The organism is Alteromonas sp. MTD1, assembly GCF_042848195.1.
Taxonomy (GTDB): domain Bacteria; phylum Pseudomonadota; class Gammaproteobacteria; order Enterobacterales; family Alteromonadaceae; genus Alteromonas.
On record NZ_BTGG01000007.1, the window covers coordinates 1 to 15,604 of the forward strand.

The 15,604-nt window shown below is 43.9% G+C and carries 12 protein-coding genes; 4 read left to right on the forward strand and 8 right to left on the reverse strand.

Going from position 1 to position 15,604, the window contains the following annotated elements; all coding sequences use genetic code 11:
• Positions 1-252: 252 nt before the first annotated feature.
• Complete coding sequence (gene pssA, locus ACGHAV_RS10330) at positions 253-1,059, reverse strand: CDP-diacylglycerol--serine O-phosphatidyltransferase (protein WP_390380014.1); 807 nt, start codon at positions 1,057-1,059, stop codon at positions 253-255.
• Between the two features lie 234 nt (positions 1,060-1,293).
• Between pssA and xdp1 (ACGHAV_RS10335) the strand changes: the two genes are divergently transcribed.
• The 3 genes from xdp1 (ACGHAV_RS10335) to prsT all read left to right on the forward strand — a co-directional run bounded on the left by xdp1 (ACGHAV_RS10335) (position 1,294) and on the right by prsT (position 6,111).
• The gene (gene xdp1 / locus ACGHAV_RS10335; RefSeq protein WP_390380660.1) at positions 1,294-2,181 is read left to right on the forward strand and encodes an exosortase-dependent surface protein XDP1; all 888 of its coding nucleotides are present in this window, start codon (positions 1,294-1,296) and stop codon (positions 2,179-2,181) included.
• A 183-nt stretch (positions 2,182-2,364) separates the two neighbouring features.
• Positions 2,365-3,189 (forward strand): exosortase-dependent surface protein XDP1, encoded by an 825-nt coding sequence (gene xdp1 / locus ACGHAV_RS10340; protein ID WP_390380017.1) that lies wholly within the window; start codon positions 2,365-2,367, stop codon positions 3,187-3,189.
• A gap of 102 nt (positions 3,190-3,291) precedes the next feature.
• Positions 3,292-6,111, forward strand: a complete 2,820-nt coding sequence (prsT, locus tag ACGHAV_RS10345) for an XrtA/PEP-CTERM system TPR-repeat protein PrsT (protein ID WP_390380020.1) — start codon at positions 3,292-3,294, stop codon at positions 6,109-6,111.
• A gap of 48 nt (positions 6,112-6,159) precedes the next feature.
• On the opposite strand, the gene dld is transcribed toward prsT, so the two are convergent.
• From dld to rluD, 4 genes are all read right to left on the reverse strand, one after another.
• On the reverse strand, positions 6,160-7,860 hold the full coding sequence (gene dld / locus ACGHAV_RS10350; RefSeq protein ID WP_390380023.1) for a D-lactate dehydrogenase: 1,701 nt from the start codon (positions 7,858-7,860) through the stop codon (positions 6,160-6,162).
• 145 nt (positions 7,861-8,005) lie between these two features.
• On the reverse strand, positions 8,006-10,582 hold the full coding sequence (gene clpB / locus ACGHAV_RS10355; RefSeq protein WP_390380026.1) for an ATP-dependent chaperone ClpB: 2,577 nt from the start codon (positions 10,580-10,582) through the stop codon (positions 8,006-8,008).
• A gap of 121 nt (positions 10,583-10,703) precedes the next feature.
• The gene (gene pgeF / locus ACGHAV_RS10360; protein ID WP_390380029.1) at positions 10,704-11,432 is read right to left on the reverse strand and encodes a peptidoglycan editing factor PgeF; all 729 of its coding nucleotides are present in this window, start codon (positions 11,430-11,432) and stop codon (positions 10,704-10,706) included.
• A 4-nt stretch (positions 11,433-11,436) separates the two neighbouring features.
• A complete protein-coding gene (gene rluD / locus ACGHAV_RS10365; protein ID WP_390380032.1) occupies positions 11,437-12,420 on the reverse strand; it encodes a 23S rRNA pseudouridine(1911/1915/1917) synthase RluD in 984 nt (327 codons plus the stop codon).
• Positions 12,421-12,606: 186 nt separating this feature from the next.
• Between rluD and ACGHAV_RS10370 the strand changes: the two genes are divergently transcribed.
• Positions 12,607-13,371, forward strand: coding sequence for an outer membrane protein assembly factor BamD (locus ACGHAV_RS10370; RefSeq protein WP_334013279.1), 765 nt, complete (start codon positions 12,607-12,609; stop codon positions 13,369-13,371).
• Positions 13,372-13,440: 69 nt separating this feature from the next.
• Here ACGHAV_RS10370 and ACGHAV_RS10375 read toward each other — a convergent pair whose 3' ends face one another.
• From ACGHAV_RS10375 to ACGHAV_RS10385, 3 genes are all read right to left on the reverse strand, one after another.
• The gene (locus ACGHAV_RS10375) at positions 13,441-14,157 is read right to left on the reverse strand and encodes a ChrR family anti-sigma-E factor (protein WP_390380035.1); all 717 of its coding nucleotides are present in this window, start codon (positions 14,155-14,157) and stop codon (positions 13,441-13,443) included.
• Positions 14,150-14,761: a sigma-70 family RNA polymerase sigma factor gene (locus tag ACGHAV_RS10380; protein WP_390380038.1), complete on the reverse strand. Its 612-nt coding sequence runs from the start codon at positions 14,759-14,761 to the stop codon at positions 14,150-14,152. Before ACGHAV_RS10380 ends, ACGHAV_RS10375 begins: the two co-directional genes overlap by 8 nt.
• A 137-nt stretch (positions 14,762-14,898) precedes the next feature.
• The gene (locus tag ACGHAV_RS10385) at positions 14,899-15,474 is read right to left on the reverse strand and encodes an LON peptidase substrate-binding domain-containing protein (protein WP_390380663.1); all 576 of its coding nucleotides are present in this window, start codon (positions 15,472-15,474) and stop codon (positions 14,899-14,901) included.
• Positions 15,475-15,604: the final 130 nt, after the last annotated feature.

Genomic DNA, 15,604 nt, shown 5'->3' on the forward strand with positions numbered 1-15,604 from the left:
GATGCGTATATTACAGCGCACCTTTTTTTTGTCAACACCTTTGTTTATTTATTTTTAAACTCGGTTTTTGACTTCCTCATCAGCTGTAAGCTTATCGCTGTTCCCTGTTGAGGAGGCGCGCATTTTACGCATTATCATTAAGCCGTCAACACTCTTTTTCAATAAAACATAAAAAAGGCGACCAAGAGGTCACCTTTTAATCAATACGCTTAATATCAAACCAATTTTAGGTATTTGGCTCGATTTTAAATGCTATTTTGTGTTGTCGGTGGCTTTACCGCTGCTAACATCGTTATTTGTTACTTGAAAGTCAGCATCTTCTTCGTGATCACCTACTACATCATCAAGTGTCACTTTCTCTACGGTGCGGAAAGTATTGATAGGACCTGCCAACGCGTAAAGCGCGAATACCATAAACAGCACAAGCGCTGGCTCTGTGGCGACAATTACAAAAATAAGCAATATAAGCAGAAGAGCTACAAACGGTACTTTTCCGTGCCAGTTTACTTCTTTAAAAGAGTTGTACTTAAAGTTACTCACCATTAGCAAACCTGCCAGCCCAGTAACCGCAGCTACAATAAGGCCGTAATCAGTACCAACGGCATCATATTCCACGCCAACCCAAACAAGACCAGCAACAACAGCCGCAGCGGCTGGACTTGCTAGCCCCTGAAAGAAACGTTTATCGGCGATGCCAACTTGCGTATTAAAACGTGCTAAACGAAGAGCAGCACCAGCAACATATATAAATGCGGCCAACCAACCGAGTTTACCTAATTCGGTCAGCCCCCAGTTGTAAGCAACAAGCGCAGGCGCAACACCGAAAGACACCATATCGGCCATCGAGTCGTATTCTGCTCCGAAATCACTTTGTGTATTGGTCATTCGAGCTACACGTCCATCTAACCCATCAAATATCATTGCCACAAAAATTGCGACCGCAGCTGCTTCAAAGCGGCCGTTCATTGAAGACACAACGGCGAAAAAACCTGAGAATAGGCCCGCAGTTGTTAATAGGTTAGGAAGCAAGTAGATTCCTTTTCTCTTCTGTTCAGACATATGTCCTCGTTTTTCAACTTAATCTTTACTAATTATTTCATATCTAGCGTTATTCGCATAGCTGTCTGTATACATCCATGAGATAGCGTTAATAAAAGTACTCCATAACATCGTATGGGTTCGCATACCCAACACACTCCTTATACATAGTAGAATCCGATTTCCATGTTGAAGTTCCTCGCGCTCAAAGCGCAAGAGGCGCTGACCCACTCAATTGTAATAGGATTAATTGATATGCGGTTAAGTTCCATCATTAAGATTTGCCTGGCTTTGTCTACTACTTGTATAGCGAACAACGCGATTGCCGGTAACTGGTACAACTATAATTACAGCGGATGCGGTACGAGTACCCAATCTACTAGTATCGAGTGTAACTCGCCTCTTGGTGAGAATGTTTATAACCTTGTCGATAAAGGCGTTTTCGAAAGCACATCCACCACGTCATCAGACGTTGCGATAGGCGGTGTGGATATTTCTATCAGCGGCTGGGCCGATACTTTTGGCAGTAAGGACGACATTGTTGTAGGTGCAAATACGTACAAGATTTCAGATTGGTATGGGTACGGTGTTACTAATCAAGATTGGGAGTATTCTCATAACTCTCCTGACCATGCCATTGATAATATGAATACAGTAAGTGGCAACTGGCAAGACTTTGACTTTGTCCTTTTCTCGTTCTCTGACTCAGTAACGTTGCAGGGTGCTGGCTTTTCATGGGCATACAGTCAAAGCGATACACAGGTTTCAGTGGCAGCACTAGACAATATCAGTTCTTTGACATCTGGTAGTAGCACTTGGAGCAGCATTGTAGGGGACGCCTTAACAGCCTCTTATAATGTCGAAAAATGTGACACAACCGATGAGCATTTAAAATACAAATCTGAGTTTGCCATTAATACATCAGCTAAATACTGGCTTGTTGGTGCTTATAATAAAGTTTTCGGAGATATTGGCGGTTACTCAAATAATGATGCGTTTAAGCTAACAAGCATTGGTTTTTCAGTGGACGGAACACCAACACCGCCTACAACCACTGCAGTGAGCGAGCCAGGCACCATAGGACTACTTTTTGCGTCTGGCATGCTAGTTATGTGGCGAAGAAAACAAGCAACTAATAAATAGTTAAGATAGCCCCCTACCAAAGAATAAAGCTGACAGTTTTCTACTGTCAGCTTTTTTTACCTCTACACATGACGCACTCCCCAAAACATAAAAAAAACCATACATTTCAAATACAAAAAAACTTGGCACAGTTTTAGCAAGGAGTAGTGGTATACACCTATTTCAATAAACTCGGTAATGTAAATGTTTAAAGCTAAGTCGTACCAAGCCTTATTAACTTCCTTATGTCTGTTAACAGCTACATCTTTTTCATCTGAAGCATCAGACTCAAGTTTAGCAAGCAACAAGTTTGATTACATACAGTATGATTTAGTTTCGAATAATGGAAACTACAATTTTTCCGAGGTGATAGATCCGACGAACAGCTCTCATGTGATTGTTGTAAATGGCGTACAAATAAAAGTTGGACTCACAGCGTGGTCGGATACTGCAGATGCTAACGGGCTGACAGATAGAGTTGTTGAACAAACTAACATCACCAATTGGGAAGGTGGTTTAACAATAACGAACAAAGACAGTAGTAATGATTCTCACTACATCGATAATTTCAAGGGTGGTGACGATTTCGATATGATTTTACTAAGCTTTGATAAAGATGTAATACTATCACAGGCAACTTTCAATGCTGTAAATGGTAACAATGGCTCTAAGGAGATCACCGTTGCGGGTCTAGACGATAGTGCTGTCCCTCTATTCTCAAGCTCGAGTACATGGGACGATATCGCAAGGAAATCGCTTACAGGAACTTTGGGGCATTTCGGAATAAATAACGGAACATCATCGTTCTCGAGCCTAACAAAGGCCGCTAAATACTGGTTAGTCGGAGCTTACAACATCTATTTTGATAAGAATTCGGACCAGTACTCAAGTGTAGGTTTCAAGCTTTCAACCTTGACGGTCGGCCACAGCGTAAATTCACCAACCACAGAAGTAAGCGAACCAGGTGCGCTAGCACTAATGAGCTTAGGTCTAGGTTTGTTGCTATATAGACGTAAACGTCGCGTTTAATTGTTTAAAATTAAACAGAAAACACGTATCTTTAAAAGGTGGCTTTAGCCACCTTTTTTTATGCATAAAAATACCTCTCGTCAGGTGGAAATATAGGTACTCATGGACATCTTGCTCAATAAAAAACGTGTATTCAATCGCACCTTACTGTCACTCGCGGTTACATCAATGCTTTCATTTAGCGGTGCTAGTTTTGCTACAACATCTGAAGACTATGAAAAAGCACTTTCTTCATTTAATAAGAACGAATACGACGAGGCCTATATACACTTAAAGAATAGCCTACAAAAAGACCCTGAAAATTTAGCCGCTAAACTACTTATGGGCGAGATACTGCTAATTAACGGGTATTTAACTGCCGCTGAAATGGAATTTGTAGAAGCGCTTGAAATGGGTGCAGATATAAACCTGTTAGCTGAGCCCCTCGGAAATACGTGGCTATTTCTTAACAAATACAAAGAGATTGTTGAGTTTACCAACCTAGAGCGATTATCTGGCGACGCTGAGCGAGAGTGGCTGCTCATTAGAGCAACGGCGTGTCTCCGTCTTGAGGACGAAGCCTGTGCCCTTCGTGACTACAATACCATTGTTAAAAGTTCTCCAAACTTTGTACCGGCAATAAATGGCCTTGCATCAATTGCACTACAAAATGAAGAGCTGGCAAAAGCGCAAGCGTTAATAGATGACGCTATTTCACTCGAACCGGAAAACGCGATTACTTGGCGCTTGAAAGGTCAACTTGCTTACCGTCAGGGTAATACAGACGCTGCTACTGCCAATTTACAAAAAGCGCTTTCTTTTAACCGAGACGACCCCATAGCACTTAGAAACCTTGTAGATCTTTATCTAGAGGCAAAAGACTACGACACAGCAAAGTTGTTTGTTGACGAAATTATTGAAGATACGCCCAACGACCCGTTGGCCATACTATTAAACAGCTGGCTTCAAAGCCGCGACAGCGAGCAAGCCATTGACAATACAAAGTTGAAAGAACTCAATGAGTTTATGGCGCAACTTGACCCCGAACTCATTACCTCACAGCCCATGCTGCTTTACATTAGCGGCTTAACCAACTTCTTCAACAACAATATGGAAACTGCAGCAAAAGACTTTAACGCTTACCTGCAGAAAGAGCCCGATGATCTTCAAGCTGTACTTATGCTGAGCCAAGTTTACATTGCGACACAGCAAGATAAACAAGCACTAGGATTGCTAGAGAGACATCAGTCGGCACTTATGTCTGATGTAGATTCAGCACTGCTGCTAGGTGACCTATTTATTCGTCAGAAAAAGGCGTTTAAAGCTGAACGCTTGCTATCTGACTTAGAAATGCAATTTCCAAGCGAAGGAAAACTGCAACTTTTTAAAATTAAGCTAATGGCCGCACGCGGCAAACAGCAGCAAGCGTTAGATATTTTAGAAAGTAATTTAGAAAAATACACTGAAAACGCGGGCTTTCTGTTTACATACTCTTTGATGAACCTTCAAGCGGGTGAGTTTGATAAAGCACTTAAAGGTGCCGAGCTATTAAGTTCAATATTTCCAGAAGAGGCTGAAGTTTATAACTTAAAAGCAGGGATTCTAATTCGCCAAGGACAGCTTGACCAAGCCAAATTAAATATAGAAAAAGCGTTGGAAGCAAACCCCACCCTATTTCCAGCTAAGTTCAATTTAGCGGCAACAGAAAGTAGGCTTGGCAACGTTGACGCATCAAACAAACTTGTAGAGGAATTGCTTCAGCTGTCTCCTCAGCACAACGAAACGTTACTTCTTAAGGCCTTCAACTTAACAAGAGAAGGTGAAATAGAAGAAGCAACGCAAATTTATCTCGATATTCTGACACTCACACCGTCAAACGTAGGTGCACGAGAGCGTTTATCTCGTCTTTATCAGCAGCAAGGTGATACAAAAAGCGCCCTATACCATCTTGATTTACTGTTGAAAGACGATTTTGACAATGCAGATTTCTTACTGCGCAAGGCGCAACTGCTGTTAGCCGCTAATAAAATGGCTGATGCACAAAAAGCCTTAAGCATTGTGAAAAACTTCATTAACGAAGCGCCAGACAAGTTACTTACGTACTCTGACTTGATGCGAACTATTGGTGATAGCGGTGCTGCTAAAAGCGCAATGGAAACCGCTTATTCCGTTTCTAACAATAACACCTTCGTTACCCTACGCTACGCAAGTCTATTATTAGACCTACAGGATAACAACAAAGCTGCTTCACTGTTGGCGTCTGTTCCTAACACCCAGCGCCAAAACCCAGTGTATTTCTTTTTAAAAGGAAGGCTAGCAGCCAATAACGGCAACAGCGACTCCGCTGTTAAACACTACCAAGAAGCGTTGAATGTAGACCCACATTTTGCACAGGCGTTTATTGCTATCTACAACTATGCCCTTAATGAAGAGCACGTCGAAACATTCTTGAACACCGCTCGCGGCCTAGTAAAGAAAGATGATAGTAATTTGCTTGCGAAAAACTTGCTGGCGCAATACCTTTTCTTTATTAGAGAGTTTGATGAGTCTATAAAACTTTACCAATCACTTATTGAAGAACCTGGACTGCTGAACCCTGCAGAAGCACATAACCGTCTTGCACTTATGACAATGGACCGTTCACTTGAAAAAGCCAAGGCATACGCAGTGAAAGCGTACGAATTACAACCCACGTCGGCACGCGTACTTGATACGTTTGGGCATATTAAAGCATTAGAAGGTGACTATGAAGGTAGCTTAAGAATGCTTCGCGATGCATTTTCTAGAGACGCGAGTAATCCGAACATACGCTATCATCTGGGCTTCACTTTAGCGAAGCTTAAACGCATTGATGAAGCAAGAAAAGAGCTAGAGTTTGCAGTTAACGTAGAACGCCCTTTCTTTCTACGTCCAAAAGCTCAAGAGTTACTTGATAGCCTCTAACAAAGCGCCACAGCCCCTTATGCGCTTAAGGCCGTATTAGAATTCGAGTCAGCAGCATGAGCAGTTGCGCTTATGTTTCTCCATCCCACCAACGCCGGGATTAAAGGTGTTGGTGGGATCTAACGATTTATAAAACTCTACCAGCGCATCTTCTGCCTGATACAAATGCCCGACATTGTGCTCAGCGGGGTATTTCGCCCCTTTAGAATCAAGTAGCATTAACATATCTTGCTTTACTTTTTTAGCGTCGACGCCCTTTTTAAGCACGTAATCTTGGTGGAACACATGACAGAAGAAGTGGCCGTAATACAGTGATTTATCGATATGTTGAGCGATAGAGGCAGGCAGTTTTTCTACCCATTGTGAGTCGTTACGACGAAGCGCAATATCTAAAGCAAGAATGTCTCCCACCGATTTGTCTTTCAGAGTTTGATACCTTACCGCAGCGCCTGCTGCCGCAAAGCGAAGCAAAAATGCCTTTTGGGCTTCATTTTCAGTGCAAGTAATATAAGCGCCTTTAGCATTATCTTGCTTAAACAATGCGCTTAAATACTGTTGCGCTTCCTCAATTCCTTCATCGCTTACTTTAAGAATAAGGTGGTGTTCGTATTTATCGCGAAACGCCCTAATAGGCTTGGGCAAGTGATCGGGAAAAAGCGTGCTTACAGCTTGCATAATACGATCGGACAGAAAAGAAGGCAGAAAAGAGACTTTGTTTAAAACGGCATCTACTCTTCCTTTGGCGGCAAACAGCTTTGGTAAAAATGATGTGCCTAAATGATAGATGCTTAAGAATGTGTCTTTGCCATATTTATCAGCGATATCGAACATATCACGATGAAGGTATTCTGCTACCTCAGGCAAATGCGTAAAGTGTTTTAGCATGTGCTGCCTTAACTCTGTAAGCACGCTTGCATCATTGGTACCTATGTAAAATGTTTGTTCTTGCTCAGGCATTGGAAAAGTATCGAGTACCACTGCGAACACAGCTATTTTTCCGGCACAGCCGCTGGCTTCAAAAAGGCGGGATGGATCGGCGTTGTAGCGACTTGGTGTGTTTGCGTCTACATCTCTTACAATACTGTCATAGTCACTTGCAGAGGCCTTCCTGCTGGTTTGATATTGCGTTTTATCAAAGTTTCCATTGGTTAAATTTGTGAGGATCTCTTCGGGCGATTCGCCTAGCTCAATACCAAGATGATTGACAAGCTGCAGTTTTCCGAATTTATCTACCTGTGCAAACAGTGAAAGCTCTGTATATGCAGGGCCCCTTTTAATCAATGCTCCACCTGAGTTGTTAGCAATGCCACCAACAATCGATGCGCCGAGACACGACGAGCCAATAACAGAATGTGGTGCGCGCTTAAATGGTTTAAGCATACCTTCAAGCTTGTGCAGTGTTGCACCTGGAAAACTGATTATTTGCATCGCGCCGTTAAGTAGAACTATTTCGTCCATGGCAAGCGTGTTTATGATAACTACCGGTCTATCGTAGTCGTTACCATTAGGGGTAGAGCCTTCCGTTAGCCCTGTTTTCGCTGCCTGCATGATAATAATACAATTAGCTTCCACGCACACTTCCAAAAGTTGCCAGCAGGCTAAAAGTGTCTTGGGAAACAGTACCGCAAGCGCCTCACCTTCACCACTACGCCAGCCTTTTCTATAGTGCTCAGTTTGTTGAGGGTGAGTAGCAACGTTATCTTCACCAATAATGCTTATGAATCTTTCGATAACGTCAGTACTTCGCATGAATTCTCTCTTTTTTACACGGCCATGGTTGAGTGGTTACCATACCACTGCGCTGCTAAAAATGAAGCGCAAAAGAAAAAGGGCAACATTTCTGCTGCCCTCTCGTTATGTTTTTCAAATGTTCTCGATGCCGCTTTTCACAGCGTTATTGGTTCAATACAAATAAGCCACTGTCATCTGCATCGATGCGGATGGTTGACTCGGGCAAAAGCTGCCCTGCTAACAGTTGCTGTGCAAGTGGGTTTTCAACCTGCACTTGAATAGCACGTTTAAGCGGCCTTGCGCCAAAAACAGGGTCGAATCCGGCCTCGGCCAATTTGTCCATAGCGGCTGCAGATAGCGAAAGCTTATACCCTTTATCGGCAAGTCTTGCGCGCAGTGCTGCAAGCTGTATTTTCGCGATAGACTTAATTTGCTCTTTGCCCAGAGGGTGGAACACTACAATGTCGTCAACACGGTTAATGAATTCAGGTCTAAAATGCTGACCCACCACATTCATTACCGATGCTTTCATATCGTCGTACTGGTTTTCACCGTGCTTATCTTGAATAACATCTGAACCTAGGTTTGATGTCATAATAACCACTGTATTTTTAAAGTCGACGGTTCGCCCTTGACCATCAGTAAGCCTTCCGTCGTCGAGCACTTGCAGCAAGATATTAAACACATCAGGATGCGCTTTTTCTACCTCGTCAAGCAGGATGACCGAGTAAGGTTTACGGCGAACAGCTTCGGTTAAGTAACCGCCTTCTTCGTAACCCACATAACCAGGAGGTGCACCAACCAGCCTTGCCACGGAATGCTTTTCCATAAACTCGGACATATCAATACGAACCATGGCATCTTCGGTATCGAACATAAAGCCCGCTAACGCTTTACATAGCTCTGTTTTACCTACGCCTGTAGGCCCCAGAAACAAGAACGAACCAATTGGACGATTAGGATCGGCAAGACCGGCGCGTGAACGTCGAATGGCATGAGACACAGCCTGAACCGCCTCCTGTTGCCCTACTACGCGCTTATGCAATACATCTTCCATACGCAGCAACTTATCACGTTCACCTTCAAGCATTTTTGAAACAGGGATCCCCGTCCAACGCGACAACACATCAGCAATTTCTGCGTCTGTTACTTTGTTTTTTAACAGCGTGGTCTCGCGCGTTTCATTCTCGGCAGCCTGCTCTAGCTTCGCTTCTAACTCAGGTATTCGCCCATATTGTAGCTCTGACATACGATTGAGATCAGACGCACGACGCGCTATTTCCAAATCAAGCTTCGCCTGTTCAAGCTCACTTTTTATGGTTTGTGTTCCCTGCATGGCATCTTTTTCATCTAGCCACACTTTTTCCAAAGTACTGTAACGTGTTTCAGCCTGTTCACGCTCAAGCTCTATCATTTCTAGCCGTTTGTGACTGGCGTCATCGGTTTCTTTAGCGAGTGCTTGCTCTTCTAACTTAAGCTGAATAATTCGGCGCTCTAAACGGTCCATATCTTCTGGCTTAGAGTCTATTTGCAAGCGAATGCTAGACGCCGCTTCATCAATTAAATCGATAGCTTTATCGGGAAGCTGACGGTCGCTGATATAGCGGTGAGAAAGACTGGCTGCAGCAACAATTGCCGGGTCGGTGATATCGACAGAGTGATGCAGTTCATACCGTTCTTTCAGACCCCGTAAAATGGCGATGGTATCTTCAACGCTAGGCTCTTCTACCAACACCTTTTGGAAACGACGCTCTAGTGCAGCGTCTTTTTCAATATACTGGCGGTACTCATCTAATGTGGTAGCCCCCACACAGTGAAGTTCGCCACGGGCAAGAGCTGGTTTTAACATGTTGCCGGCATCCATAGCACCGTCGCCTTTCCCAGCGCCCACCATAGTGTGAAGCTCATCCACAAACAAAATAACGCGGCCCTCTTCCTTGGCCAACTCATTAAGCACCGCTTTTAAACGCTCTTCAAACTCGCCACGATACTTGGCGCCAGCCACAAGTGCGCCCATGTCTAAAGCAAGTACCCGCTTATTCTTCAGGCCTTCCGGTACCTCACCATTGATAATTCGCTGTGCTAAACCTTCAACAATGGCAGTCTTACCTACGCCCGGCTCACCAATAAGCACAGGATTGTTCTTCGTACGGCGCTGCAGCACTTGCACGGTTCGGCGAATTTCGTCGTCTCGTCCAATAACGGGGTCTAATTTACCTTGCTCAGCGCGCTCAGTAAGGTCGGTGGTATATTTTTCTAGTGCCTGACGAACGTCTTCAGCGTTAGGGTCGGTTACCGTCTGCCCACCACGCATGTCATCGATAGCAGCTTCAACGCTGTCTTTCGTCACGTTAAGGCTTTTTAAAATTTCTCCTAAACGCCCTTTGTCTTGAAGCGCTGCAAGAACAAATATCTCGGACGTGATGTATTCATCTTTACGCTGTTGCGCTATTTTATCGCACAAATTCAATAAAATGCCGCTGTCTTTACTCAGCTGTACGTCGCCACCAATGCCTTCAATTCGGGGCAATCGCTCAATGGCTTGGCTTAATGCGCTACGCAATGCGTTAACATTTATGTTGGCTTGGTCAAGCAGTGGACGTACTGATCCGCCCTGCTGATTTAGCATGGCAGTCATTAGATGTACTGGCTCGATGTATTGATGATCTCTGCCTAAAGCCAAAGACTGTGCATCGGAAATCGCGAGCTGAAATTTGCTGGTAAATCTATCTAGTCTCATAATCTCAACCTAACAGATGAAACGTTGTTAATGCTTTATTTATGGGAGCTTATAAATAACGATTCAAGTAGGATATTGAAAGAACCGCAAAAAAAGTGTGGGTTTTAGAGAGAAGTTTGATTTAAGACAACCCGATAACACTAACAATTCGGCCAGTCGACCTTTTGTTTTGATGTGTCGCGAATCGATGAGAATAAAATAAGTCCTGCCTTGAATATGTGCATAAACCACTATTCGTAACAGAGAACACATTGGCATTTTGAAGCTGTTGTTCTGCTATAGCAGGCAGGTTTAGCAGATACTTTCCTTGGCTTACACTTGGCTGCACCACATTATCAAAAGCCGAAAAACGACTGGCTACGCTCGTGTCAACTTCGTAACAACGTTGAGATATTGCAGGCCCAATCCACGCCATAATATTGTTTGGCTCACATTTGAAAGCGCGGATCGCATTAGCAATAATGTTATTGTCTAACCCCTTCCATCCTGCGTGAACAGCCCCAACTTGGGTTCCATCCCCATCGCATAATAGGATTGGAACGCAGTCTGCCGTCATTACTGCACAATAAAAATTGTGGTTTGATGATACTGCAGCATCAGCGGTGGTATCGACAGATGGTAGAGAAACTACCTTGTTTCCGTGTACTTGCTCTAGCCATGTAATTTTATCATTGTGTGGAAGCTGATGACGATTTGCCTTTACGAAAAGCAAATCATCACCTACGTGCGCACCAACATTTAAGCCAGAGAAGTCGCCCATACTTACACCACCAGCACGCGTGCTTGTGTAAGCAATAATGTTATCGGGGCAATTCCATTCTGGTGTAATTACGTTGAGCGCGTTTGACATAGTTTTACAACATGTCCTCAGGGTTTTCCAAGCTGTCCTGCTTGACTGCTTTCAGCAAGTCTTGCATATCTTGCGGCAGAGGCGCTTTCCATGTCATCCACTCTTCTGTTTCGGGGTGGAATAGTGACAATTGTGCTGCATGTAACGCCTGTCGCTGAAACCCTCTTAATGCACCAATAAACGCCTCTGATGCACCTTTTGGTAAACGAGGTCGCCCGCCATACACTTGGTCGCCAAGTAATGGGTGCTTAATATGCGCCATATGAACGCGGATTTGGTGAGTGCGGCCTGTTTCAAGTTTTAGTCTTAAGTGGGTGTACGCACGGAATTTTTCAATTACGCGGAAATGTGTAACCGCCGGTTTACCCATTTCGCGAACCGCCATATGAGTTCGCTTAGTCGCATGTCGACCTATGGGGGCATCTACAATTCCCCCCGCTACCATTGTGCCAAGCGCAACCGCTTCATACTCTCTACTCATTTCACGGCGTTGTAGCTGGTCCACAAGGTGGGTTTGCGCAGGAATGGTTTTAGCAACCACCATTAACCCTGTTGTGTCTTTATCTAGTCGATGCACGATACCGGCGCGAGGAACTTTATCAATATCAGGCACGTGATTCAGAAGCGCATTTAACACTGTACCGCTTGGGTTACCCGCACCAGGGTGTACTACCAAATCAGCAGGTTTATTGATAACCAGAATATGTTCGTCTTCATATACGATGTTCAGCGCAATATCTTGCGCTTCACTTGTAACTTGAACGTCCATCTCTGCTTGTACGGTAACCACTTCGTCCATCTGCATTTTATGTCGAGGAACAGTAATTACCTCTCCATTAACAGCAACGTTTCCATCTTGAATCCAAGTTTTTAGCTTTGAACGCGAATATTCAGGGAACAAATCTGCTAAAACCTGATCTAAGCGTAAGCCAAAGTGCGAAGCTTCTGTTGAGGCTTCTAATTGTATTGTGTTCGGCGACTGTGTCATAACACCATTGATAACGTCTAAAAAAAGGTATTATAACAAGTATTCACGCTGTACACTGCGTTGTTTACGTTTTTGTATGGTTTTTCTCACCGTTAGTGCGTTAGAATGCGTCGAAAGTGTTGTTGTTTAACACATGAGCTTAGGCAGCGAAGTATTAAAACTGTTTAGCAGGAAACTAGAATTATTATGAAATCATTTCGTTTTTTAGCCCCCGTACTTTTGGGAGCTATGGTATCTGTCGCAGGATGTAGCTCTTCAGACCCCGAAGAAAAAGCCGTACTTGCCAATATGGGGGCACAGCAACTTTACGACAGAGCGAAACAAAGCATGGAAGTAGGAAACTTCAGTGCCGCAGCTCAAACTTTAAGCTCGCTTGACTCACGTTACCCGTTTGGTCCTTTGTCACACCAAGTACAGCTTGACCTTATCTACAGCTACTACAAATCGGGTAAAAACGACGAGACGCTTGCAACTATTGACCGCTTTATTCGTTTAAACCCTAATCACTCAGATGTTGACTACGCCTATTACATGCGCGGGCTGACTAACATGGAATCGGACAGCAACCTATTCCAAGAGTTAATGAATATCGATAGAACAGACAGAGACCCTTCAAAGTCGCGCCAAGCATTTGAAGATTTTCGCCGTTTAATTCAGCAATATCCAGACAGCAAATATGCAGCCGACGCTAAACAACGTATGGTGTATATCAAAGACCGTTTAGCGCGCTATGAAATTGCGATTGCACGGTTCTACATGCGAAGAGAAGCTTACGTCGCGGCAGCAAACCGCGGACGTTATGTTATTGAACACTTCCCGAATACAACACAAGTTCAACAGGCACTTGAGATTATGGTGTCCAGTTATGAGCAGCTTGGTTTGACCGAACTTCGTGATAACGCGATGAAGACATTGAAGTTAAACTACCCTGAAAGTGACTTCATTAGCTAAGATAAAGTGACTCCAGTTTCTTAGAGCATAAAAAAACGCACCAAATGGTGCGTTTTTTTGTTTCTGTTCTTACCTGAAAAACAGATGACTAAATGGGTTGAGCAACCGCGCCAAACCAGATGTAAAATGCAGTGGCTGGTCGACGATACTAAACACTAAACACCCTTCTTTTGTATCGGCCTTGGGTGTATGTGTTTTTTCACCGTCCATAAAAATGAAGTCGCCAGTATCGTAATGGCTAAGACCATCGCTGAACTCGCCGTCTATAACAAGGGTGTACTCAGTGCCGCGATGTGTATGCTCCGGCACGCTTCCGCCCTGCGCCATATAAATAAAGTTGGCCACACCTTGGTTTCCTAAGTCTACTGGTGCCTGCCACAGCTTACCGACTAAACTAGACCAATTACCCGTTTTGTCTATGTAGCGATGAAGCGTTCGAGGAAGCTTAAATGACCGACCATCAAGTTCAATTGTGGTAGACCCGTAAGCCTTACTTCCACCACCGACAGCATTGTTTTGCGATGTAGACAAACAACCGTCCGATTCAATTGAAGACGGCATTTGTGTTATCTCGGCAAGCATACTATCGAAATCCGAACTTGAAGCAGACTGTCGCTCGAAGCTAGACACCATTTCAGCAGCAAGCAGCTCGGTTTGCAGTTCAATCTGTTTTTGGCACTTCTCACACATATCACAGTGCGCAGAGACCATTACCGATGTAGCTGGTGACAGCGTTCCTTCCACAAACTCTTTGATTTGCTCGGAACTTGGATGAAACTTAATCATTATCGCTTAGCATTACCTTTAATCGCTGAAGAGCTAATCTTGTTCGAGACTTTACAGTGCCAAGCGGTATTGCTAGCTCATCAGCCACTTCTTGTTGTGACTTACCGTCGATGTAAATAGCTTCGACAACTGCTTTCTGCTTTACGGGCAGAGATTCAAATAAATGTCCAATTTGCTCTAATGTCACTTGCTCGTCAAGTGGGGCCTCGTTAACGTCTGCTGTTTGCTCACATAAAACAGGCCACAGATCATCTGAGCATACATCCTCTTTTCTGTTTTGTAGCTTACGAAGCATATCAAAACGAATGTTTCGCGCTATAGTAAAGATCCACGTTGATGGTGAACCCTTCTCGGCATTGAATAAATGCGCTTTCTGCCATACGTTAGACATTGTGTCTTGCACTAGCTCCATCGCCAGTGCTTCGTTTCCCATCTGCTTCAACGCATATGAGCGCAAGCGAGGGGCGAAATAATTAAATACATTTGCGAAAGACCGCTTGCATCGACTATCAGCAACCGCGACCAGGTAATCAGACATTTCAGTAGCACACTCTTTAGGTTTGATTGTGCTGTTGCTTTGTTCCAATGGAATTCCAACTAACATAAGATTCGTCCGCTTTTCCGTTTTGGTTCTGTTAATTCTACGACGTTTCGGCTTAAACCGTTGGCAAATTTTTCGATTTATGGATTACGATTTTTTAATAACAACTGCTTTATGTCGTTATTTCAGCTAATTATCTTTTAAGCGATAAGAGCCGACAAATAATTAAGTAAGCTTGTACACTCTCGCTGCGCTAAAAAATGCTGCTTTTGAGCACCATCTACTGGCAACAACTCTAACCACCGATTTAATACCCACGTAGGGCATTCGAATTTGGGTTCGTCATATAAGGACGCAAGCTCATCATAATCCCCAAAAATTTCCTTAAGCCGCTCGTCCATAGGCGCTAGTTGTCGAGGCGATAAATCACACGTCCATGGGGTTATCGTTTCACATAACCCGGTTCTTAAATCATCCTTGTCCGTCTGTATATTCGACACTTCGACAAGATGAGAACCAGCAACCTTTATGCCAAGCAGCCCATCATCCAACATATCGAAGTCGACTACATGGGCGAAAGTTCCGATTTTGTGGATGTGTTCGTTGCGTTCCTTGTCGCCATTGGCGTTGAGCATACACATCACAAACCCTTTGTTTTCAGCGCACGCCTCCTTCACCATCCTTACATAGCGTGGTTCAAAAATGCGAAGCGCCATCCGTCCCTCGGGAAGTAAGTGGGCAGATAGCGGAAATAATGGATAACGATTTTCACTCATAGATAACACTTCCAATAATACAAATTCCATTACGCAACTGAGTACTAATTGGATCGAATGGGAAAATTTTTCACACTTTTGGACAAATTCGTGATCTTACCACTTGCTGTCGATGTAAATAGTGTCATTG

What these genes read in the sequence shown, in the direction of transcription:
- clpB (WP_390380026.1), bottom strand. Translation starts at nt 10,582, where the DNA reads ATGAGACTAGATAGATTTACCAGCAAATTTCAGCTCGCGATTTCCGAT.
- pgeF (WP_390380029.1), bottom strand. Translation starts at nt 11,432, where the DNA reads ATGTCAAACGCGCTCAACGTAATTACACCAGAATGGAATTGCCCCGAT.
- ACGHAV_RS10370 (WP_334013279.1), top strand. Translation starts at nt 12,607, where the DNA reads ATGAAATCATTTCGTTTTTTAGCCCCCGTACTTTTGGGAGCTATGGTA.
- rluD (WP_390380032.1), bottom strand. Translation starts at nt 12,420, where the DNA reads ATGACACAGTCGCCGAACACAATACAATTAGAAGCCTCAACAGAAGCT.
- ACGHAV_RS10375 (WP_390380035.1), bottom strand. Translation starts at nt 14,157, where the DNA reads ATGATTAAGTTTCATCCAAGTTCCGAGCAAATCAAAGAGTTTGTGGAA.
- ACGHAV_RS10385 (WP_390380663.1), bottom strand. Translation starts at nt 15,474, where the DNA reads ATGAGTGAAAATCGTTATCCATTATTTCCGCTATCTGCCCACTTACTT.
- ACGHAV_RS10380 (WP_390380038.1), bottom strand. Translation starts at nt 14,761, where the DNA reads ATGTTAGTTGGAATTCCATTGGAACAAAGCAACAGCACAATCAAACCT.
- pssA (WP_390380014.1), bottom strand. Translation starts at nt 1,059, where the DNA reads ATGTCTGAACAGAAGAGAAAAGGAATCTACTTGCTTCCTAACCTATTA.
- prsT (WP_390380020.1), top strand. Translation starts at nt 3,292, where the DNA reads ATGGACATCTTGCTCAATAAAAAACGTGTATTCAATCGCACCTTACTG.
- dld (WP_390380023.1), bottom strand. Translation starts at nt 7,860, where the DNA reads ATGCGAAGTACTGACGTTATCGAAAGATTCATAAGCATTATTGGTGAA.
- xdp1 (WP_390380660.1), top strand. Translation starts at nt 1,294, where the DNA reads ATGCGGTTAAGTTCCATCATTAAGATTTGCCTGGCTTTGTCTACTACT.
- xdp1 (WP_390380017.1), top strand. Translation starts at nt 2,365, where the DNA reads ATGTTTAAAGCTAAGTCGTACCAAGCCTTATTAACTTCCTTATGTCTG.